22 protein-coding genes and 1 pseudogene are annotated in these 22,436 nt (G+C 38.1%); 4 read left to right on the forward strand and 19 right to left on the reverse strand.

All coding sequences use genetic code 11. The annotated features are described in order from the left end of the window. Window positions 1-6 precede the first annotated feature (6 nt). The 8 genes from fabZ to fabT form a co-directional block, all read right to left on the reverse strand. Entirely contained in the window at window positions 7-426 is a 420-nt protein-coding gene (fabZ, locus tag AC1F25_RS06265; protein WP_002310367.1) for a 3-hydroxyacyl-ACP dehydratase FabZ, read from the reverse strand. Window positions 427-450: 24 nt separating this feature from the next. Further along, complete coding sequence (accB, locus tag AC1F25_RS06270; RefSeq protein WP_002314180.1) at window positions 451-927, reverse strand: acetyl-CoA carboxylase biotin carboxyl carrier protein; 477 nt, start codon at window positions 925-927, stop codon at window positions 451-453. A 2-nt stretch (window positions 928-929) separates the two neighbouring features. Beyond that, window positions 930-2,165: a beta-ketoacyl-ACP synthase II gene (gene fabF, locus AC1F25_RS06275; protein ID WP_002290843.1), complete on the reverse strand. Its 1,236-nt coding sequence runs from the start codon at window positions 2,163-2,165 to the stop codon at window positions 930-932. 18 nt (window positions 2,166-2,183) lie between these two features. Then, a complete protein-coding gene (gene fabG / locus AC1F25_RS06280; RefSeq protein ID WP_087063843.1) occupies window positions 2,184-2,921 on the reverse strand; it encodes a 3-oxoacyl-[acyl-carrier-protein] reductase in 738 nt (245 codons plus the stop codon). 11 nt (window positions 2,922-2,932) lie between these two features. Beyond that, window positions 2,933-3,850: an ACP S-malonyltransferase gene (fabD, locus tag AC1F25_RS06285; RefSeq protein ID WP_002290841.1), complete on the reverse strand. Its 918-nt coding sequence runs from the start codon at window positions 3,848-3,850 to the stop codon at window positions 2,933-2,935. A gap of 106 nt (window positions 3,851-3,956) precedes the next feature. Next, on the reverse strand, window positions 3,957-4,181 hold the full coding sequence (locus tag AC1F25_RS06290) for an acyl carrier protein (protein ID WP_002287614.1): 225 nt from the start codon (window positions 4,179-4,181) through the stop codon (window positions 3,957-3,959). A 53-nt stretch (window positions 4,182-4,234) separates the two neighbouring features. Further along, window positions 4,235-5,197: a beta-ketoacyl-ACP synthase III gene (locus AC1F25_RS06295; RefSeq protein WP_479993978.1), complete on the reverse strand. Its 963-nt coding sequence runs from the start codon at window positions 5,195-5,197 to the stop codon at window positions 4,235-4,237. A 9-nt stretch (window positions 5,198-5,206) separates the two neighbouring features. Beyond that, window positions 5,207-5,647: a fatty acid biosynthesis transcriptional regulator FabT gene (gene fabT / locus AC1F25_RS06300; RefSeq protein WP_002310362.1), complete on the reverse strand. Its 441-nt coding sequence runs from the start codon at window positions 5,645-5,647 to the stop codon at window positions 5,207-5,209. 305 nt (window positions 5,648-5,952) lie between these two features. Between fabT and AC1F25_RS06305 the strand changes: the two are divergent. Further along, a pseudogene (locus AC1F25_RS06305) lies at window positions 5,953-6,919 on the forward strand (GIY-YIG nuclease family protein). Window positions 6,920-6,975: 56 nt separating this feature from the next. Here the strand turns inward: AC1F25_RS06305 and AC1F25_RS06310 are convergent. From AC1F25_RS06310 to AC1F25_RS06335, 6 genes are all read right to left on the reverse strand, one after another. Further along, window positions 6,976-7,206, reverse strand: a complete 231-nt coding sequence (locus tag AC1F25_RS06310; protein ID WP_002287607.1) for a YkuJ family protein — start codon at window positions 7,204-7,206, stop codon at window positions 6,976-6,978. 85 nt (window positions 7,207-7,291) lie between these two features. After that, the gene (locus tag AC1F25_RS06315; protein ID WP_479993979.1) at window positions 7,292-8,179 is read right to left on the reverse strand and encodes an NAD(P)-dependent oxidoreductase; all 888 of its coding nucleotides are present in this window, start codon (window positions 8,177-8,179) and stop codon (window positions 7,292-7,294) included. An 88-nt stretch (window positions 8,180-8,267) separates the two neighbouring features. Then, entirely contained in the window at window positions 8,268-9,491 is a 1,224-nt protein-coding gene (locus AC1F25_RS06320) for a glycosyltransferase family 4 protein (RefSeq protein ID WP_002290830.1), read from the reverse strand. 16 nt (window positions 9,492-9,507) lie between these two features. After that, a complete protein-coding gene (locus AC1F25_RS06325) occupies window positions 9,508-10,554 on the reverse strand; it encodes an LTA glycolipid anchor biosynthesis glycosyltransferase, IagA/BgsA family (RefSeq protein ID WP_002310358.1) in 1,047 nt (348 codons plus the stop codon). Window positions 10,555-10,725: 171 nt separating this feature from the next. Then, complete coding sequence (gene ptsP / locus AC1F25_RS06330; RefSeq protein ID WP_002310355.1) at window positions 10,726-12,453, reverse strand: phosphoenolpyruvate--protein phosphotransferase; 1,728 nt, start codon at window positions 12,451-12,453, stop codon at window positions 10,726-10,728. After that, window positions 12,453-12,719, reverse strand: coding sequence for a phosphocarrier protein HPr (locus AC1F25_RS06335; RefSeq protein WP_002287602.1), 267 nt, complete (start codon window positions 12,717-12,719; stop codon window positions 12,453-12,455). The genes ptsP and AC1F25_RS06335 overlap by 1 nt, the downstream gene beginning before the upstream one ends. Before the next feature lie 477 nt (window positions 12,720-13,196). Here AC1F25_RS06335 and AC1F25_RS06340 point away from each other — a divergent pair, with 477 nt between their 5' ends. Then, window positions 13,197-15,431 (forward strand): ATP-dependent Clp protease ATP-binding subunit, encoded by a 2,235-nt coding sequence (locus tag AC1F25_RS06340; protein ID WP_002310354.1) that lies wholly within the window; start codon window positions 13,197-13,199, stop codon window positions 15,429-15,431. 283 nt (window positions 15,432-15,714) lie between these two features. Further along, window positions 15,715-16,035: a DUF1827 family protein gene (locus tag AC1F25_RS06345; RefSeq protein ID WP_002310352.1), complete on the forward strand. Its 321-nt coding sequence runs from the start codon at window positions 15,715-15,717 to the stop codon at window positions 16,033-16,035. A 39-nt stretch (window positions 16,036-16,074) separates the two neighbouring features. On the opposite strand, the gene AC1F25_RS06350 is transcribed toward AC1F25_RS06345, so the two are convergent. The 4 genes from AC1F25_RS06350 to AC1F25_RS06365 all read right to left on the reverse strand — a co-directional run bounded on the left by AC1F25_RS06350 (window position 16,075) and on the right by AC1F25_RS06365 (window position 21,216). Beyond that, window positions 16,075-16,326, reverse strand: a complete 252-nt coding sequence (locus AC1F25_RS06350; RefSeq protein ID WP_002310351.1) for a hypothetical protein — start codon at window positions 16,324-16,326, stop codon at window positions 16,075-16,077. A 290-nt stretch (window positions 16,327-16,616) separates the two neighbouring features. Further along, the gene (locus AC1F25_RS06355) at window positions 16,617-18,197 is read right to left on the reverse strand and encodes a peptide chain release factor 3 (protein ID WP_002316963.1); all 1,581 of its coding nucleotides are present in this window, start codon (window positions 18,195-18,197) and stop codon (window positions 16,617-16,619) included. Between the two features lie 396 nt (window positions 18,198-18,593). Beyond that, a complete protein-coding gene (locus tag AC1F25_RS06360) occupies window positions 18,594-19,970 on the reverse strand; it encodes a hemolysin family protein (protein WP_002310348.1) in 1,377 nt (458 codons plus the stop codon). Between the two features lie 127 nt (window positions 19,971-20,097). Continuing rightward, window positions 20,098-21,216, reverse strand: coding sequence for an AI-2E family transporter (locus tag AC1F25_RS06365; protein WP_002310347.1), 1,119 nt, complete (start codon window positions 21,214-21,216; stop codon window positions 20,098-20,100). 141 nt (window positions 21,217-21,357) lie between these two features. Between AC1F25_RS06365 and AC1F25_RS06370 the strand changes: the two genes are divergently transcribed. After that, a complete protein-coding gene (locus AC1F25_RS06370; protein WP_151668682.1) occupies window positions 21,358-21,792 on the forward strand; it encodes a GNAT family N-acetyltransferase in 435 nt (144 codons plus the stop codon). A 71-nt stretch (window positions 21,793-21,863) separates the two neighbouring features. On the opposite strand, the gene ntdP is transcribed toward AC1F25_RS06370, so the two are convergent. Further along, window positions 21,864-22,397 carry a nucleoside tri-diphosphate phosphatase gene (gene ntdP, locus AC1F25_RS06375; protein ID WP_002310342.1) on the reverse strand — a complete coding sequence of 178 codons (534 nt, stop codon included), beginning with the start codon at window positions 22,395-22,397 and terminating at the stop codon, window positions 21,864-21,866. Window positions 22,398-22,436: the final 39 nt, after the last annotated feature.

Genomic DNA, 22,436 nt, shown 5'->3' on the forward strand with positions numbered 1-22,436 from the left:
TTTCACCTATCCAATCATAAAGGTTAATTCCGCTTCGGCTACTTTTTTACCGTCAACCTTAGCGATTCCTTTGCCTATTCCGGCTGAGGCTTTCACTTTCAATATCTCAACTTCAAGATATAAGGTATCTCCCGGTGTAACTTTCTTACGGAATTTTGCTTTGTCCAATCCGCCGAAGTAAGCCGTTTTACCCTTGAACTGTTCAAGAGAAAGTAATGCGACTGCTCCTGCTTGCGCCATTGCTTCAACAATCAGTACCCCTGGCATAACAGGTTCTTCTGGAAAATGTCCTTGAAAAAAGGGCTCGTTGATCGTTACATTTTTCTTAGCAATGATCCGTTCTCCTTCAACCATCTCTTCCACTCGATCAATCAAAAGCATTGGATAACGATGCGGAATAATTTCTTTGATTTCTTGTATGTTCATTTATTTCCCTCTTTCCTGCTTTGCTTATTTTGGCTGGATCCTAAAGAGTGGCTGCCCATATTCAACAACTGACTCGTTCTCTACAAGGATTTCTGTGATTACTCCGTCGGTCTCACTAGTTATCTCATTCATCAGTTTCATCGCTTCAATAATGCAGATAACTTCTCCTTTGGCAACTTGATCACCTACTTTTTTGAAAACTGGTTTGTCTGGTGCCGGTTGCAGATAAACGATTCCCACGATTGGCGAAACAACCTCGATTCCATCAAATACTACCGATTCTTTTTCCTTCGTTGGTTTTGGAACAGTTGTTGCTTCTTCAGGCATGGCGTTAACTGGCTCCGAAACTGGCAACGTTTCGTTTGTTTGAACCATATTCATGCCTCGACTTGTTTTATTTTTATTCATGTACAATTCAAATTGACCTTCACGCAAGTCAAATTCCGTTAGCGAAGATTGATCAAATTGACTAACTAATTCTCTAATTTCATTGATATCCAAAATTATTCCTCCCAGCGTTTCATACAAAGAACCGCATTATGTCCGCCAAACCCTAATGAATTGCTCATTGCATAAGTAAAGCTTGCAGGTTTGCTTTCGTTTTTGACAACTGTCAAATCAATCTCAGGATCTTGTTTTTCTACATTGATTGTAGGTGGGATAAATTGATGTTCCAATGCCATCAGAGTGGCTAATGCTTCGATCCCGCCGGCTGCTCCCAATAAATGTCCAGTCATTGATTTCGTACTGCTGACATAAGTATCTCTGAAATTTTCACCTAGTGCGAGTTGGATTGCTTTTGCTTCTGCCTGGTCATTAGCTGGCGTACTCGTTCCGTGCGCATTGATATATCCAACTTGCTCCGGCTGTATACCAGCTTCTTCCATCGCAAGCTTCATTGCTTTAGACGCACCAGAACCATCTGGAGTAGGGGCTGTCATATGGTAAGCATCACAATTTGCACCGTATCCAACGATTTCTCCATAGATTTTGGCACCGCGAGCCTGTGCATGCTCTAAAGATTCAAGAACTAGAACACCTGCTCCTTCACCCATCACAAAACCATTTCGATTTTCATCAAACGGGATCGAACCACGATTAGGATCAGTTGATTCCGAAAGTGCAGTTAAAGCTGCAAATCCAGCAATCCCCATCTCACAAATCGTTGCTTCTGTTCCTCCAGCAAGAATGACATCTGAATAGCCATGTTTGATGTTACGGAATGCTTCACCGATTGAATTCGTTCCGCTAGCACAAGCTGTTACGATAGCTGTACAGATGCCTTTTGCGCCTACTCGTAAAGCAATATTTCCAGCTGCCATGTTGGCAATCGCCATTGGCACGAACATTGGAGAAACTCGTTTTGCGCCTTTTTCATGCAGACGGATAACTTGATTTTCGATTGTCGGAAGACCACCGATTCCTGATCCGATGATGACACCAAACCGGTCTTGATTCATTTTTTCTTTATCTAAACCGCTTATCTCCATTGCTTCTAAAGCAGCGTAGATCCCATAGATCGAAAACATATCCATTCGTTTGCTATCTTTTTTAATAAAATATTTATCGTAAGGGAAATCTTTGACTTCACCCGCTAAGGTGATCCCTGTTTCTGAAGCATCAAATTTAGTGATCGGTGCGATGCCATTCGTACCTTCTTTCAAGCTATTCAAAAAGCTGTCTGCGTCATTTCCAATAGGTGAAGTGACTCCATAGCCAGTAATTACCACTCGATTCATTTATTTGCTCTCCTTTTCTTATCCGTGCATGACCAATCCGCCATCGACATTGATGACTTGGCCGGTGATATATGGATTTTGTGCTAAGAAAACTGCTGTTTGTGCAACATCTTCTACTTGTCCGAAACGTTGCATTGGAATTTGCTTTTCCGCTTGCTCTTTGACTTTATCTGCTAAAACTTCCGTCATATCAGTTGTGATGAATCCTGGTGCAATGGCGTTGCATGTGATACCTCTAGTCGCAGCTTCTCGTGCAACCGATTTTGTCAATCCTACGACACCAGCTTTGCTAGCTGCATAATTTGCTTGTCCGATATTTCCAATCAATCCAGATACGCTAGAGAGATTGATGATGGCCCCTTCTCGCTGCTTCATCATTTTTTTCAAAACGTGCTGCGTCATATTGAAGGTACCGATCAAATTGATATCAAGACATTTTTTGAAATCTTCTGCATCCATCCGCATCACAAGTTTGTCATTTGTGATTCCGGCATTGTTTACTAAGATATGGATCGATCCAAGCTTTTCTTCTGCTTCTTTGATCATTTGTCCTGCTTTCTCATAATTAGAGATATCGCCGGAAACTCCTACGCATTTTACACCGAATGCTTCAATTTCTTCTATCTTTTCTTTTGGAATCTCTCCGCGCCCATTCAAAATAATATTTGCTCCAGCGTTTGCAAAAGCTAAGGCCATCGCTTTGCCAATTCCTCTTGTGCTACCTGTGATAAATACATTTTTCCCTTTTACATCCATAACCTTCCTCCTTATAATTTTGCTATTGTTTCATCAAATGTCTGCTTATTTTCAACACGCAGAACTGGTATCGTTTTATCAATTTTTTTCATAAATCCGCTTAATACTTTTCCAGGACCGACTTCAATGACTTGCTCGATACCGATTGTTTTTAATTTATGGATACTCTCGTAGAAACGAACGGGTTGCATGACTTGCTGTTCGAGTAGTCCCGCAATCGTCTCTTTCTTCATTATTTCCGTTGTTGTGTTGCTGATGACTGGAAAAGAAGGGTCAGAAAATTGAATATGACTTAGATCCTTCGCCAGTTTTTTTGATGCTGGTGCTAAAATAGCTGTATGGAAAGGTCCACTGACATTTAGTGGGATCATCCTTTTGATTCCTTTTTCTTTTAAGAGCAAAACAGCTTCATCTACGGCTTTTTCTTCGCCACCAATCACGATCTGCTGAGGTGTATTGTAATTAGCAGGAGACACGATGCCGTACTTGCTTGCTTCATGACAGCTTTCCTCAATCGTCTCAATCGGCGCATTCATTACTGCGACCATTTTTCCGCTTCCAGCTGGGGCAGCTTCCGTCATATAAACGCCTCTCTTCGCTACTAGTGCAACGGCTTCAGTGAAGGATAACGCATCACTGGCTACTAATGCCGAATATTCTCCTAAACTCAGTCCTAAAGCTGCATCTGGGATGATTCCATGCTCCTTCAATAAGCGATAATACGCAATGCTGACTGTTAGAATAGCTGGCTGTGTATATTGTGTCTGATCCAAACGTTCATTTTCTGAAAAGCAGAGTTCGGCCATATCGTAGCCGAGAATCTCACTTGCTTCATCAAATGTCTGCTTTACAACGGCTTCTTCATATAAATCTTTTCCCATACCTTGATATTGTGCACCTTGGCCACTAAATAAGAATGCTGTTTTCATGTTTTTCTCCAATATATCCAGAATATATGTTTGATTCTTCTTATTCAAAAAGGCCGAGACATCCCTATTTCAGGAAATGTCCCAGCCCCCAACCTAATTTTAATGATTATGCAGTTTGTTTTTCTACGTAAGTCACTAAATCTTGAACCGTTTTGATTCCGTCTTCTGTTTCGATTTTTACATCAAACTCATCTTCAATTTCATTGATGATTTGGAATAAATCCAAGCTGTCAGCTTCTAAGTCTTCTTGGATGTCAGTAGTCAATTTGATTTCTTCAGTTTCTTTTCCTAATTCTTCTGCAATGATTTCTTGAATTTTTTCGAATACCATAATAATATATTCCTCCGATATTGTTTGCTTTTTTATTTTTATAATTTAACAGTTTACAGCTCCATGAGAATACTTCCCCACGTTAAACCTCCGCCATAGCCTGTAAATATTACTTTCTGTTGTTTTCCCAAGGTGATCTTTCCGCTAGAAACTGCTTCATCCAATAAAATAGGGATACTTGCAGCAGAGGTATTCCCGTACTTATCCATATTGGTCAGGAATTTTTCTTGCGGCATCTTTACTTTTCGGGCGATTTTCTCAATGATCCTGAGATTTGCCTGATGCAAAAGCAGATAATCAACTGGCGTGTCTTTCATGACTTCTTGGATATTGTTTGCAACATCTCGAACAGCGAAATCAAAAATATCTCTGCCGGTCATTCGCAAATAATACGAACCTTCTGAATCTTCTGAATAGAACGGGTTTTTATTTTGCTGGTAGCCAGCAGTCAGTGAGGTACTTCTGGTACCATCAGTTGCTAATTTTTCTTTCAGCAATTTTTTTTGTGGGTTTGCTTCTAAGAGAACCCCGCCTGCTCCATCACCAAATAATACAGCAGTCGTGCGATCAGACCAATCGATTAGCTTAGACAGTGTTTCACCACCAATTACCAATCCTTTAGCTGAGCCGCAGCGGATCATTTTTTCAGCCATGCTTAACGCATAAACAAATCCTGAGCATGCCGCGCTGATATCGAAAGCAATAGCATTAGCTGCTCCCAATTTTCCTTGCACTTGTGCTGCTACAGATGGTGTCGAGTAATCGGGCGACATTGTTGCTACTAAGATAAAATCCAAATCTTTAGGGTTCAGATTTTTTTGTTGCATCATTTTTTCCGCCACTAAGAGGCATAAATCAGATGTCTCCTGATTTTTTACACATCTTCGTTCACGAATACCCGTCCTTGATGAAATCCATTCATCCGAGGTATCCATCATCTTGGAAAGATCATTATTCGTAATGATCTTTTCAGGAAGGACGCTGGCTGTTGCAGTAATCATTCCAAATTGTTCCATTAAATATCCTCACTTATAGTCTTGCAAGAAGTCATGCAAGTTTTTCAGTGCATCCAGCAAGGCATGCTGTTCTTCCGTAGCCATTCCTTCTAAGATGTTCTTGACCATTTCACGATGAAAATGCTGATGGACCCGAAACAGTAACTTTCCTTTTTTCGTTAGTCCCAACTTTACAACACGACGGTCATCTTCACTGCGGATACGTTCGACATAGCCTTTTTTTACTAACTTGTTAATAGCAGTGGTCAAGGTCCCAACAGTAATTGATAGTTCTTTGGCTACTTCTGAAGTTGTTTTTTTCTTGTACATCCCGATTGCCTCGATCGTGTGCATCTCTGTGATTGACAGATCTTTGAATTGAGATTTTTTCAACTCAGATTCTTCGATTGTCAAAATATCATTGAAGACACTAACAAGATAATCATTTACTGTTTTTAAATCTGGTTCCATGTTCCACCGTCCACTAATTAGTTTGATTATCAAATCTTTTGATGTTCAAACTATATCTTAACTTTTTTCAAAATGCAACCGTAAAAGTTCATTTTTTTGTTATATGAGTTTATTTTAAGATTTTACTCATTTGAAAAAACTGATAAATCAGCATTTTTTATTTATTTTATTAGAAAAACTATTGCACTGACATATTTTGATTATCAAAGTATTTCTTGTTGATAGAATGTTCCAATTACCTAAAACTTGTCCATTATTTTAAAATTTGTTATAGTCTTTTTATTCAAAGCGTGAAAGGAGACCCTATGTTAAAAGAAAAAATAAAAAATCTCCCCATGCTGCCGGGTGTCTATCTTATGAAAAACCAAGAAGGGATGGTCATCTATGTTGGTAAAGCAAAACGGCTCAAAAATAGAGTAAGCAGCTATTTTCATCAGAATAAGCAGCATTCAAAAAAAGCATTACGTATGATTCATCATATAACAGATTTTGATTTTGTCGTAGTAGATACAGAATTAGATGCTTTGTTGCTTGAGTGTCAACTGATCCAACATTACCGTCCTTTTTATAACCGACAAATGAATTATTTCAGTAACTACAATTATGTACATATTTCCAATAAGGGATTTGTATTAACGGATACTCCTACGGCTCGAACATACGGGCCTTTTCGTCTCTATAAAAAAATGCCGTCTATTTTGCGTATAATGGAAGAAACGTATCAAATGCCTTGGTTGTCTGAAATCAGCTTATTAGCTTTGCGAGTCCAGCTTCCTGACTTACAGGAAATGACTTTTGAACAGAAAAAGAAGGAGATCCAAGGATTGTTTCAGGGTCGCAATAAAAAGCTACTGACTTACTTGAAAAAGAGACAACAACATTTCATCTATCAGCTGAATTTCGAAAAAGCTGGCATGCTTCAAAAAGATATCGAATTAGTTACTTATTTCATCAGACGGATCCAAGAACAAAAGCAGTTTTTAAGAACACCATCCCTCACATTCAGCATGCCACTGGCAGCGGACGATAGTCAGAAAAAGCACTACCTTATTTGTTACGGACAGCTTGCAGAAACAATGATTACTTCTGGGAACAATCCACCTGACTTTTATTATGAAAAAAAAGAAGCTCATTTATCTTTGAAACGCCAATTATCAAAAGAAGAAATCGATCCTGTACAAATTTTGATTAGTTACCGCAAAAAATTAGAAAAGGAACAGATTGAAATGGAGCAATTAAATAAAAAAAGAAGCTGAAAAGCAACTAAATTAGCTGCTTCTCGGCTTCTTTTAGGCATCTTCAACTTCAAATGTCAATTATCCTAAAATTTATTGGATTAAATCATAGATTTCCATCGCTACGATATCGATATTATCGAATTCGTATTGCTGATGAGTATCTGTTTCAGTTAATTCAAATGTATCGGTCGCTTTATCATAAGTTACTGTACACTTTTCTACGCCTTCTTTTTCAAAACGGCGAACTTGCAGTTCATTATCTGCTGACTCGACCATAGCCTCCAGTCGTTTTATGATTGCGACTAATTGTGAATGTGTCATCGGAGGTCCTCCTTTTCTTATTTCTGTTATATTGTATCAAAAGCATAGCCTACTTGCATTGATTTTCTCTAAAAAAACTCGTTTTTTATGATTTTTTTTCTGGTATTTTCCCTTCAGGCCACCAAAGTTTGATCAACGCTTGAGTTCCGTCATTCTCAAAACCTTTATCTGCCAACTCTTCGTATAGTTTCAACGCTTGGATGGTTGCTGGCAAGACAAGGTTCATTTTTTCTGCTTCTTCTAATGCAATCTTTAAATCTTTGATAAAATGTTTGACAAAAAAACCAGGCGTGTAATCTTCTTTCAAGATACGTGGGGAATAATTACTTAAAGACCAGTTAGCTGCACTTCCGCCTGAAAGTGTCTCAATCACTTTCTCTAAAGCGAGACCGTTTTTTTGTGCATAGACAAGCATTTCCGTCATTCCTGTCATCATGCCTGCAATCATGATTTGATTGGCCATTTTCGTATGCTGACCTTTCCCAGCAGAGCCATGCAATGTAAATGTCGTACCAAATTCCTTGAATAAAGGAAGTACTTGATCATAGACCGATTCTTCTCCGCCCACCATGATCGTCAGTGTGCCATTCTTTGCTCCTAAGTCACCGCCTGACACCGGTGCATCTAATGCATCTGCACCTTTTTCTTTTGCTGTTTTTGCAATTTTTTCTGCCAGAGTTGGTGTACTTGTAGTCAAATCAACTAAAATACGTCCTGAGACATCTGCAGAAAAAATCCCCGATTCTCCATAGTAGATTTCTTCTACATCTTTAGGATAACCTACCATTGTAAACAGAATATTACTTTGTTCTGCTACAGCCTTTGGTGTATCCGCCCAGACAGCTCCTTCTGTTACTAAAGGATCAGCTTTTGCTTTTGTCCGATTATAAACAGCGACTTCGTGACCTGCTTCTAGTAGATGGCGTACAACAGCACTTCCCATAACGCCTGTTCCGATAAAACCTAGTTTCATTCTTTCGACCTCCTAAAAATCAAAAATCCTTGCTTCTATGCTAGTATACGCTAGAAACAAGGATTTTTTTATAAAAAATGTTTGAATTTTATCTTTTAAATGAATTTAATTTGATTTTGATTCGTTCAATCGAAGCTTCTTCTTCTTTTCTTCGCATCTCTTCTTCATGGTAAACAACCATATCTTGATAAAATTCGATCATTGCTTCGCCAAAATGAGTAGACGAAATGTCATAAAGTTTGGCTTCTAAAACCTTTGGATTTCTAGGGACTTCACTGGAAATATAATCAATAAGTGCGGGTGCAAAGTCTTCGTCGGTTTCAAAAGTTTTTCCTAATGAAGGATGATCGAACAATCGGTTCAAATAAGCATTTCCTTCTACGACACAAGGCGTGCCGGCTGCCATCGCTTCGGTATAAGTAAGCCCCTGTGTCTCTGAAGTAGAAGCACTGACAAAATAATCTGCCGCTTTATAATAAAGGGCTACATCATTGTTATCCACTTCTCCTGTAAACTGCACAAATTCTTCTAACTGCAGTTCGGAAATCAATTCCTCTAACTCTTCTACATAAGGACCTTTTCCTACAATAACTAATCTGGCATTAGGGTAAGCCGAGATAACCTGAGGAAATCCATTAACCAATGCTTGGATATTTTTCTCATAAGAAATCCTGCTTAAAGAAAGAATCATCAGATGATTTTCCTGAAGTCCTAATGACTCCCTTAACTTGTTGATATCCTCCTGAGTGATATCAGAACGTTTGAACTTCTCAATGTCGATACCAGTAGGAATCACACGAAGCGGTGCTACTACACCATAGCTACGTAATGTATCAATAACACGTTCACTTGGACAGACTACACCTGTCGTATGATTAGCAAATAATCTGGATAAGTATTTTACATGGGATTGCCTGATCACTTTTCCTTTACCGATATAATGAAGGTAATCTTCATACATCGTATGGTAAGTATGGATCAGGGGTATTTTCAACTTCTTAGCTACCATCTTCCCGAGTATTCCTGCTCCGAATTCTGTATGGGTATGGATCAGATCTAATTCTAGTTCTTTGGCAACCAAATAAGCATACCACATGCCTCTAACAACAACTCTTCGATCCTTGAAAGAAATAAACGGTACACTTGGCATTCGAATCACATCTTTTTCCAACTTGTCCGCATTAGGATCGGTTGTCGTAAAGATATAGACTTCATGCCCATGTTTTTCTAATTCTTGTTTTAATGTTTTGATCGATGTAGCCACTCCGCTGACTTGCGGAAAGTAGGTATCGGTAAAAAAGCCGATTTTCATGTTTTTCGCCTCCAAACTAGTCCTTTGTCTGATGTACTTTTTTTAATTTGCTAGAGACTTTTTCATTCAGCACACTTTCATATACGTTTTTAAGTTCTTCACCGATTTTATTGATACTTCGTTCTTTTGCTGTTTGATAACCGGCTTGTGTCAAACTCGGTAGCTCTTCATTGGTAATCTGTTGAATCAGTTGGATAAACGCTTCGTTTGTCTTCCCCATATAGCAGTTCTTGCTATCTTCTAACCAGCCATTATACACTGGAATATCTCGAACAAGTACATTTTGCTTGCTTGCTAAAGCTTCTAAAACAACGATTCCTTCCGTCTCTTCATAGGAAGGAAAAAAGAATAGATCTGCACCTGAATATGCTCCTTCGATGATTTCCCCTCGTATATATCCAGGAAACAGAACATTCTCAGGATGGTCTTCTTTTACAATTTTCCGGATGTTTCGAGGAATCGAGTACATCGGAACATGACCAAACCAAATGAATGTATAGTCGGGCATCTTCTTAGCAATTTCTACGAAATCAATGATTCCTTTACGTTCGAAAAACAAACCGACACAAATGATTACTTTTTGATCCGGAGATAGTTTGAAATACTCTCTGAACTTTTGTTCTTTCATTGGATCAGGGCGATATTTCTCTAGGTCGATCCCATTGGAAATAGCTTGAATCGGTACACGGATACCATAGCTTTCCAACAACTGTTTTGAATAAGGTGTTGGCGTGATCAAATAGTCCGCTTTTTGGTACAATCCTACCAGATATTTTTTTACAATAGGAGAAAGCTTGTTCGATCCGATAAAAGAATTTCGGAAGTCTTCCTCTGTTGAATGCGCATGATAGACAACTTTTTTACCTTCTCTTCTGGCTTTATTGACCATATTATGACTATTGATTCCGTATGTATTGATGTGCAGGATGTCATAATCATCTTTGTCGTCTAGTGTATAAGAGATACCGACTTCCGTCAGAGCACGTTTTTGATGATCAAGCGCACGCCCGATTCCAGATTTTGCAAGCATCTTTTCACTTTCAAAATATAATAATACCTTCACCTTACGTCCCCCTTCATTTATATAGTATAACATAGCCTCCAAACTGTCACTCAAACTTAAGCCCTATTTTTGTCTAATCTTGTTGACAAAAACGTTTTCTTAAAAAAGAACAGAAAACAAAAAAGCTGGCGTAGCTCTTTTACAAGCTACACCAGTTTTTTTATACGTTGTTTATTTTACATATTCATGAACAAGTTCAACGACTTCTTCCATCGTATCGCATTCTTTCAATGCACGATCAGCAAGTTCAGCCATTTTCCCTGTGTCCAAGCGTTTCATTAAACTACGTGTTTTAAGAATAGATGTCGCGCTCATTGAGAACTCATCTAGACCCATACCTACTAGCAACGGAACAGCGGTTTGATCTCCAGCCATTTCTCCACACATACCTGCCCATTTTCCTTCAGCGTGTGCTGCATCAATTACATTTTTGATTAAACGTAAGATTGATGGGTTATATGGTTGGTACAAGTAAGAAACACGTTCATTCATACGGTCTGCTGCCATTGTGTATTGAATTAAATCGTTCGTACCTACTGAGAAGAAATCCACTTCTTTTGCAAACTTGTCTGCTAAGACTGCTGCTGCTGGAATCTCAATCATGATGCCGACTTGGATTGTATCTGATACTTCCTTGCCTTCACTGATCAATTTTTGTTTTTCTTCTTCAAAGATCGCTTTTGCTGCACGGAATTCTTTGAGCGTAGCTACCATAGGGAACATGATACGTAAGTTACCATGAACAGATGCACGAAGTAATGCACGCATTTGTGTGCGGAACATTTCGTCGCCTTGTTCAGATAGACTGATACGTAATGCACGATATCCTAAGAATGGATTCATTTCATGAGGTAATTGCAGATATGGTAGTTCTTTATCCCCGCCGATGTCCATTGTACGAACAACAACTGGTTTTCCTTCCATACCTTCTAATACAGCTTTGTAAGCTTCGTATTGGTCATCTTCTGTTGGGAAGTCCGGAGAATCCATATATAGGAATTCAGTACGGTACAGACCAACTGCTTCTCCACCATTGTTATGAACACCAACTAGATCTTTTGGTGTTCCGATGTTTGCAGCTAATTCAAAATGCTTGCCGTCAGCTGTGACAGTTTCTGCATTTTTTAGTTTTTCCCATTCTGCTTTTTGTGCTGCGTAATCTGCACCTGCTTTTTCAAATTCAGCTTTTTGTTCCTCTGTAGGATCGATGATTACATCGCCTTCGATCCCGTTGACAGCCAAAATATCGCCTTCTTTGACTTTAGCAGTGATTTCTTTTGTCCCAACGATTGCTGGAATTTCTAAAGAACGTGCCATGATAGCAGAATGTGAAGTACGTCCACCAATGTCTGTTACAAACGCTTTTACAAAATTGCGATCTAATTGTGCAGTATCACTTGGAGTCAAGTCATGTGCAACAACGACCACTTCTTCGTTGATCATTGACGGATTTGGTAAAGTAACGCCTAATAAGTGCGCTAAAATACGTTTAGCAACGTCACGAATATCTGCAGCACGCTCTTGCATATAAGCATTATCTTCCATTGCTTCGAACATACCGATATACATATCCGTTACTTCTTTTAGCGCTGATTCAGCATTTACGCTGTTGTCTTTAATATTTTGCTTGATTTGACCTACCATTTCTGGATCTGAAAGAACCATCAAATGGGCATCAAATACTTGCGCTTCTGCTTCACCTAAGCTTTGCGCTGCTTTTTCACGAATTTGCTGCAATTCTTCAGTAGATTTAGCTAATGCAGCATCCAAACGAGCTTCTTCAGCTGCAGTATCTTCTACTGTTGCCTTACTGAATGTTAAATCCGGTTGAACTAGCAGGTAAGCTTTTGCAACGGCAACACCGTCACTAGCGGCAATCCCTTTTAGCATTTCAACCATTATTCAGATAAGCCTTCTTTCTTCATTGTTTCAACGATTGCTGCCATTGCGTCAGCTTCGTCAGCACCTTCTGCAGTGATAGTAACATCAGAACCTTGACCTACACCTAAAGACATAACGCCCATGATTGATTTCAAGTTTACTGATTTACCTTTATACTCTAAGTTTACATCAGAGTTAAATTTGCTTGCTGTTTGTACTAATAATGTAGCTGGACGTGCGTGGATCCCAGTTTCTGCTACTACGTGAAATTCTTTCTTTTCCATATTAATCGGTCTCCTTTAAGTGAGTGTTGTTTTTATGTGAGGGTTTTCTTTTTTAGTAATTCAGAGAATCCTAACAAGTGTCACCCTTTCATCTGTAAAGATTAACATTTTTTTTCGTTAGATACAACAGTTTTCATTCAATTTCAGATAAAAGTATTCAAATTATTCCGGATTCTTTTTCATCCTTTTCTTCACATTTTATAACAAACGTGTTTATTTTCTTTTTCTTGTCGCTATCTTTTCTCCTGACGTTTATCATTCTTTCCTTTGACCTTGTTTGTTTTTATATGAAACGAATTACTTGCTTCCCTTTCGATTTTTAGTATAATAAGAATCAAAGGTCAGGAATGGTCAATAGGCATTTTACCTTTTCTACCTCATAAATCCCTAAAAAAATAGGGGTTATTCTTTTACCTCATGAAAAACGAGATGTAAAATATGGTTGTACCCATTTTTGTGAAAGGACGTGAATGATTCATGCTTTGTCAAAACTGTGGCAAGAATGAGGCAACGATTCACTTGTATGCCACTGTCAATGGTCAGCGGACACAACTTGATTATTGTCAGAGCTGTTATCAAAAAATCAAAAATCAGCAAAATGGAGGTCTAACTAATATGGCCCAAAATGATCCATTTGGATTTGGCAGTTTGGACGATCTTTTTCGTTCCATGTCTCGCCAAATGCAACAGCAAGGAAACTATGAGCAAACACCGCCAACACAATTTGGTGGAAACAACAACTTCAATGGTGGACAACCACCTCAAGGCAATACAGAAGGTTTATTGGGAGAATACGGAATCAACATCACTGAACAAGCTCGACAAGGGGATATCGACCCTGTGATCGGTCGTGATGATGAAATCAAACGTGTCATCGAAATTTTAAATCGTCGAACTAAGAACAACCCTGTCTTGATTGGTGAACCTGGTGTTGGTAAAACAGCAGTTGTAGAAGGGTTAGCACAAAAAATCGTAGATGGCGATGTCCCACAAAAATTAATGGACAAAGAAGTCATTCGTTTAGATGTCGTATCCTTAGTCCAAGGTACTGGTATACGAGGTCAATTCGAAGAACGGATGCAAAAATTGATTGAAGAAATTCGTCAAGCAGAAAATGTGATTCTATTTATAGATGAAGTGCATGAAATCGTCGGCGCTGGTTCCGCAGGCGATGGAAACATGGATGCTGGTAATATTTTAAAACCTGCTTTAGCTCGAGGAGAATTGCAGATGGTTGGTGCTACTACCTTAAACGAGTATCGCATCATCGAAAAAGATGCTGCCTTAGAGCGTCGCATGCAACCCGTACGAGTAGATGAACCAACTGTCGAAGAAACAATCAGTATCTTGAAAGGACTGCAAAAACGTTACGAAGACTATCATCATGTAAAATATACTGATGAAGCCATCGAAGCAGCCGCAACTTTATCCAATCGTTACGTCCAAGATCGCTTCTTGCCGGATAAAGCCATCGATTTGCTAGATGAAACAGGTTCTAAGAAAAACTTAACAATTCAAATCGTTGATCCTAAAACAATCGAGAAAAAACTACAAGAAGCGGAAGAACAAAAAGTTTTAGCTTCTCGAGAAGAAGATTTCGAAAAAGCGGCTTATTACCGTGACCAGATCAACAAACTTCAAAAAATGAAAGAACGCCAACTCACCGAAGAAGAAACACCTGTCATCACCGAAAAAGATATGGAAAAAATCGTTGAACAACGAACAGGTATTCCAGTGGGCGAATTAAAAGAAAAAGAACAGACACAATTGAAAAACTTAGCAGATGACTTGAAGGCTCATGTCATTGGTCAAGATAATGCTGTAGACCGTGTAGCGAAAGCGATTCGCCGAAATCGTGTTGGATTGAACAAACAGAATCGTCCAATTGGCTCCTTCTTATTTGTCGGACCAACCGGTGTAGGTAAAACAGAACTTGCCAAACAGCTTGCCTATGAATTATTCGGTTCACAAGATTCAATGATTCGTTTCGATATGTCTGAATATATGGAAAAACACAGTGTCTCTAAATTGATTGGTTCTCCCCCAGGTTATGTTGGATACGAAGAAGCTGGTCAATTAACAGAAAAAGTTCGGAGAAATCCTTACAGTCTTGTCTTATTAGATGAAGTTGAAAAAGCTCATCCAGATGTTTTGCACATGTTCTTGCAAATCTTAGATGATGGCCGATTGACGGACGCACAAGGAAGAACCGTCAGCTTTAAAGATACGATCATCATCATGACAAGTAATGCCGGTACTGGTAAAGTAGAAGCAAATGTTGGCTTTGGTGCGGCACGTGAAGGTGTTACTCGTTCGGTATTGAATCAATTGAATAATTACTTTACACCAGAGTTTCTAAATCGTTTTGACGGAATCATCGAATTCAGTGCTTTGTCAAAAGAAAACTTGATGACCATCGTTACACTGATGCTAGACGATGTCAATCAAATGCTGGCAGCACAGCAACTTCATATCGAAGTTCCTACGAATGTCAAAGAAAAATTAGTTGACTTAGGTTATGATCCATCCATGGGTGCTCGTCCCCTTCGACGAACAATCCAAGAACAAATCGAAGATGGCATCGCTGAATTTTACCTTGATCACCCTTCTATTCATGAGTTGAAAGCAAAATTGGATAAGGATGGAAAAATCATTGTGACTTCTAAACCAGAACGTTTAGCAAAAGAATCAACCGAAGAAACGGCTGAGTAAACCTAGTATGTATATAGAGGCTGGGACAGAAGCGTTTAACTCCAAGAAATAAGAAGGAATTCACGAAAATTACTTTTCAAATTTTTGTGAATTTCAGCTTATTTCCGAAGGAGTTGCTTCTGCTTCCGCTGTTTATACGTGTTTAGAGCGTGGGACAAAAGTGTTCTTTACTTTTGTCCCACGCTCTCTTTTTTCAGAAAAGTCAAAATACTGTTCATTTTATAAAAAAGAAATTATAATAAAAGAAACAAGCAATTAAAAATACATAAAAGAGGTGAGCGCCATGAAATTGGTAAATGTAACAAACAGCCATTCCCGTCTTGTATTGAACCAGCTTGAAAACACTGATGCCCATCTGGTCAAAGTCTACACAGCCGGAAATACCACTATTGTCTACACTGAAGCCCCTGAACATAATGAAATTTTGTTAATCAATGATAAACGTAAAATCCAGCCGAAAGAAATCGAAGAAGCTAAAAATTATTTCTTGGATAAAATCAAAGATGCTGTTTACCACGAGGATGAAATCAAAGTAATCGAATTGGCCGGGCTTGTTGAAATCTCTATTCCAAAACACGAATTAGATGCGACGTTAGCCGTTTAATCAACTTTTGAACATAATTAAAGAAGCAAATGAGACGATTCACGCCTCATTTGTTTCTTTTGCTTTCTGGCTCTTTATTTTTTTACGCTTCTTTTGTGTCTTTCTCTTTTCATTTTTTGATCTACTCGTATCTTTATTTTTTACTTTTTCTTCTTTCTGGATGATTGATTGCACTTCTTGTGCAATCTGCTCGTTTTTGTCCCAGTCTTTTACATCCAACAATCGACATAATCGCAACATTTCTGCTTTTTTCTGTTTTTTTCTTTGACGCCTTTGCCATTCTGTTTCCATTTCACAAACCCTCCTCTCTTTAATAGTATGTACGCAAAGTAATTTTTATATTTTTTTAGATTAGACATTTTTTATAGTTTTAAATGATAAAAAGAACCGTAACGGAAAATCCGTCACGGCTAACAACAAAGTATAAGAATGTATTTTCAAAATTTTTATTTGCACTTGAAACTGAGTGGCAGACTCATGGTTTCTTGGTAAACTGTATTCAACCAAATCCAAAACAGGAGAAGCTGTTTTTGTTTGGCTTTCCTTATTACTTGATGCAACGCAAATTTTTTATAACCTCTTTACATCAAACTTCTCAGTTTGACATCTGGATATTTATCCGCAAACCAGCGTTCCGCAAATTGGTTCTCAAATAAGAATAACGGCTGATCAAAACGATCACGCGCTAAGATATTACGGCTTGAACTCATCTTCTCATCTAAATCTTCCGGATCAATCCAGCGAGCAATTTTGTGCCCCATCGGAGACATGATGACTTCTGCGTTGTACTCATTTAACATACGATATTGGAATACTTCGAATTGCAGCTGACCAACAGCCCCAATGATATATTCTTCTGTTAGATATGTTTTATAAAGCTGAATCGCTCCTTCTTGAACCAATTGATAGATTCCTTTATGGAAGGATTTTTGTTTCATAACATTTTTAGCAGTCACTTTCATGAACAGCTCTGGAGTAAATGAAGGAAGTTCTTCATAAGCAACTTTTAGTTTGCCTTCGAACAATGTATCCCCAATCTGATAATTACCGGTATCATATACACCAATAATATCACCTGCTACTGCCTTTTCTACATTCTCTCTCGAATCTGCCATAAATTGCGTAACATTGCTTAATTTCAATTTTTTATTTGTACGTTCTAACCAGACATCCATTCCTCGCTCGAATGTTCCAGAACAGATTCGGACAAAAGCGATTCGGTCACGATGGGCTGGGTTCATATTTGCTTGTATCTTGAATACGAAACCAGAAAATTCTTCTTCATAAGGACTTACCATCTGATCATCTTGTGTTTTATGCCCATAAGGAGCTGGTGCTAATTCAACGAAAGTTTCTAAAAAAGTCTGTACACCGAAATTAGTTAATGCAGAACCAAAAAATACTGGTGTCTGATCGCCACGAGCAATTTTTTCTTGATTAAATGCATCTCCAGCTTCTTTGAGTAGTTCTACTTCTTCTAAGACTTGTTCATATAAGGAATTTTCAGTTAAAGGATGATTATCAGGAAGCAGACCATCTTCATCCAATTCTACTAAACGTTCTCCTTGATAATTTTCCGGACGATAAAACTCTACACGATTATGGTAAATATCATAAAGACCTTCTAAACCTTTTCCCATACCAATTGGCCAATTCATTGGATAAGACTCGATATCTAATAACTCTTCTAATTCTTCTAACAGTTCTAATGGTTCGCGACCATCACGATCTAGTTTGTTGATAAAAGTAAAAATCGGGATGCCACGTTTTTTAACCACTTGAAACAATTTCTTTGTCTGTGCTTCGATCCCTTTGGCACTGTCGATTACCATGACCGCACTATCCACAGCCATCAAAGTACGGTAAGTATCTTCAGAAAAATCTTCATGTCCTGGAGTGTCCAAGATATTTACTCGTTTTCCTTGATAATCAAACTGCATAACAGAACTAGTGACAGATATTCCACGTTGTTTCTCGATTTCCATCCAGTCTGATTTGGCAAAATTACCTGTTTTCTTTCCTTTTACAGTTCCGGCTTGACGAATAGCTCCACCAAACAATAGTAATTGTTCTGTAATCGTTGTTTTCCCCGCATCCGGATGGGAAATGATCGCAAACGTTCTGCGATTGTCCACTTGCTGCTTTAATTCTGGATTATTCATAACCTAACTCCATTTCTTCCATTCAATTATTTATCTTTTTCTAGACAGATTGTCTGTTCTCTTAAGGAAAGACAATTTCATATAGGGCTGTGACAAAAGCCGTGTCGCCGTCCCTTTTTCCGAGTAAACAGTGTTTAAAAGCTTGCATTGGTAATAATCCCCACCAACCCAAAAACAAGAGAAGCTGTTTTTGCTTAGCTGTTTTTATTACTTGATACAAGACAGCTTTTTCACAACTTCTGTTAATTACTACAACTGAATCAGTATAGCATGGATTCAGCGAATGAAAAAGCCACCAAATCATAAGAGTCAAATATTTTTGTCAGCTGACTAAAGAAAAGACATGTTGCTTGTTTATTCAAGCAACACGTCTTTCTTTTATAACCAAGTTTCCAATTATCTTCTTGGTTCGTCATCTTCGAATTCTTTTCTGAAGTATCTGCGTTCTTCTTCAGGTTCCGCTTCTGTTTCTTCCGGATCATGAAAAATGACACGGATTTTAAGGATTCGAGAACCTTCCATTTCTTCAGAAACCAGCGTAATATTATCGACATCAAATGATAACTTTTCGCCTTCATCCGGAATCATGCCTAATGCTGTAATCAAATAACCAGCCATTGTGTCTACATCACTCATATGCAAATCACTGTCAAAAGCTTCATTGAATTCATCAATCAGCATTCGTCCTTGGATAATATATTCGTGTTCATCGATTTTTTCATAAAGATTCTCAACTTCATCTGATTCATCATCGATTTCTCCGACGATTTCTTCTAAAAGATCTTCTAATGTTGCTAAACCAACGACACCGCCATATTCATCCAATAAAATAGCCATTTGATTCTGTGTCTTTTTCATTTCATATAATAGATCATCAATAAAGACCGTTTCAGGAACGAATAAAGGCTCCTGCATGATTTTTTTGATATCTAAATGATCAAAGCCAAATTTATGGGCTGCTTTTAGTAAATTCTTTGTATGAAGGATTCCAACTACCTTATCTTTGTCTTCATTATAGACAGGAATTCTTGAATAGTTTTCCGATAAAACTTTATTCACATTTTCTTCCACAGTGTCATTGATATCAATCATAAATGCATCCGTTCGTGGGACCATTACTTCTCGAGCAACTTTCGTATCAAGAGAAAAAACCCCTTGGAGCATTTCCAATTCTTCGTTGTTCAATACGCCTTCGTTTTCAAGCATATAACGCATTTCATCTCTGGTCATTTTTGAATCTTCATCATCAAAGGTCATCGGTGTGATACGTGCCAACAAACTTGTAGAAGCAGAAAGCAACCAGACAAAGGGCTTAGCTACTACGCCGATCAAGCGTATCAGCCCTGAAGTGAACTTTGCGACTTCTTCTGATTTATTTAAAGCAATACGTTTAGGGTACAATTCTCCAAAAACAATCGATACATAGGTCAAAATAGCCAGCACAATGATATTTGCAATATTTTTTGCCGCTGTACCGCCACCTAATACCGGAGCTAACCGTTCCGATAAAGTATTTGCTAGTGACGCACCGGACAAAATGTTGACCAAAGTGATTCCTACTTGGATTGTCGATAGGAAATTATTTGGATTCTGCAATATTTTTAAAAGCTTTTGAGATTTCACATCTCCTTCATCAGCTTTTTGCTCGATTCGATTCTTATTGATCGAAACAACAGCAATTTCGGAAGCTGCTAAAAAAGCATTGATCAATGTCAAAACGATCAATAATAAAATCTGCGCTAACAGCGACTGACTCTCAGGGTCAGCATTCATAATCGCATTCTCTCCTTATAAAATTAATTTTTAGTTTACGATAGAAAAAAACGTGGCACTATAGCCACGTTAAAATGGTATCACAAAGCAATTTTCTTTGCAATAAAAACAAGTGTACTAAAACTATCTACGAGGTCGTAGCAATTTTTTTCTTGTTTTCATTTTGTTTATCTTCCTTGATGATTTTGATTATATAGGAAATGATTGTCTTGCAGATTGCATAAAAAGGAACACCTAAGAAGATACCAAGCAATCCTGCAATGTTTCCTGCTACTAGAAGGACGATAATGATCGTTAAAGGATGGATCTTCAGTGATTTCCCAATTACATTCGGATAAATGATGTTTCCATCTAACTGTTGGACGATTAGTACAACTAAACAACAAAGCAATGCTTTTATCGGATCGTTGAAGATCGTCACTAAAAATGCAGGTGCTAGCCCTAGATAAGGTCCTAAATATGGTATCAGGTTGGTCAATCCTGCAATGACCCCAAACAAGAAAGCATAATCTACACCGATGATCATATATCCTAAAAATGTAAAAGTGCCGACGAATAGACATTCAATTGCTTGTCCACTAATATAATTAGCTAATGTTTTATTCAGCTGTCCCAATAATTCCACAATTTGATTTCTTCTTTTCTCCGGGAAAAACTGTTGGATGTTTGGCACTAGTTTTTCGCCATCTTTCAACATATAGAACAAGATGAAGGGTGCCGTAATGATCACTACGGTTGCCGAAGCAATCGTTCCAACGATCGAACCTAAACTGTTGGAAACGCCACTAAGGAATTGTTGGATGATCGTCCCGTAAGAAATATCTAATTGTTCAAAATATTTATTGATATCAACTTCCTTGAACACAGGCAATTCGGCTACCTCTTTTAACCAACTTTCCACCTGTTTGATAAAATCAGGCATACTAGATGCCAATGAGGAAATTTGCTGTACTAGACTTGGAATGACACTAAGTAAAATCCAAATAATTGCTGCAACTAAAAGGAGCAGCACAATTGCGACAGCCCATATTCTTTTGATTTTTGCTTTCATCAGCAGCTTGACGATAGGATTCAGCAAATAGTAAAGAAAGCCTGCAATCAGTACGGGTGCAAATAACGTGGAAAAAAATGTCCCGATCGGTTCAAAAATAAAATTTATTTCTGATGAAATCATGATCAGTGCAGCTATGATCAATAATTCAAGCGACCAAAACATTAGTTTAGACTGTCTAAGTTTTTCAAACAATAGATTTCCTCCTTTCTTTCTTCCTAGTATATATTATATTCACTAAAAATTCTTTTATTCTTTTTTTATTTTCGAAAACTTTCCATACTTTTTATTTATTTTATTTTCCAGTATACTATACGAAAGGAAGGTGGCTAGACCATGAAAGTTGTACAAACAAAAGATACAATGAGCAATATTTACTTAGATGCTGTAAGAATCAGACATCAAGTCTTTGTAGTCGAACAAGGTGTCCCTTTGTCTCGAGAAATAGATAAAGATGAAGCACATTGCATCCATTTCGTTCTGTACTCAGATAAAAAAGAACCGCAAGGAACTGTACGCCTTTTGCCTTTAGAAAACAGAAAAATGAAATTACAGCGAATGGCGATTCTTTCTGAATACAGACACCAAGGCTTAGGTAAACTATTGATTGAAGAAGCAGAAACCTTTGCTAAGAATCAAGGCTATAATACGATTTTATTAGGAGCGCAGTCTACAGCGGAAGCTTTTTACGAAAAGCTTGGTTACATAGCTTACGGTGAGCCTTTTGAAGACGCTGGCATGCCTCACATTTATATGAAAAAGACTTTATAAAAAATTTTTCAAAAAAAAAACAGCAAGCTTTTGAGAAAAATTTCTCACTGGCTTACTGTTCTTTTTTGCGTTTACTTACGCGACAATTGCTTGTAACGGTCATACCAAATATCAATATAGCCTTCTGAGAACGGGCCATCTCCATTATTGATCCAGTCAACCAGAATCTTCACATTTTCTTTTAGGATGAAGTCAATATCGTTCGGGTAATTCATCATTTTGCTGTGCATCTCGTACTCATCGACATCCAATAGTCGTTTCTCGCCGTCAGGAAACACCTTGATATCCAAGTCATAGTCGATATATTTCAAGGCCTCATCGTCCAGCAAAAAAGGTGAAGCTAGATTACAATAATAGGAAACCCCCTTTTCTCTGATCATTGCTATTACATTGAACCAGTATTTTTTATGAAAATACACAATCGCTGGTTCGCGCGTTACCCATCGGCGTCCGTCAGATTCAGTAACTAATGTGTGATCATTCACGCCGATCATAGAGTGTTCGCTTGTTTTCAATACCATGGTATCTCGCCACGTTCGATGCAATCTGCCGTCGTGCTTGTAACTTTGGATCGTCACAAACTCTCCTTCTTTTGGAACTCCCATAGCAACCCTTCCTTAAGCAGCATTTTGTGCTTTGTGTTT

It is taken from the genome of Enterococcus sp. M-BR2 (assembly GCF_056612775.1).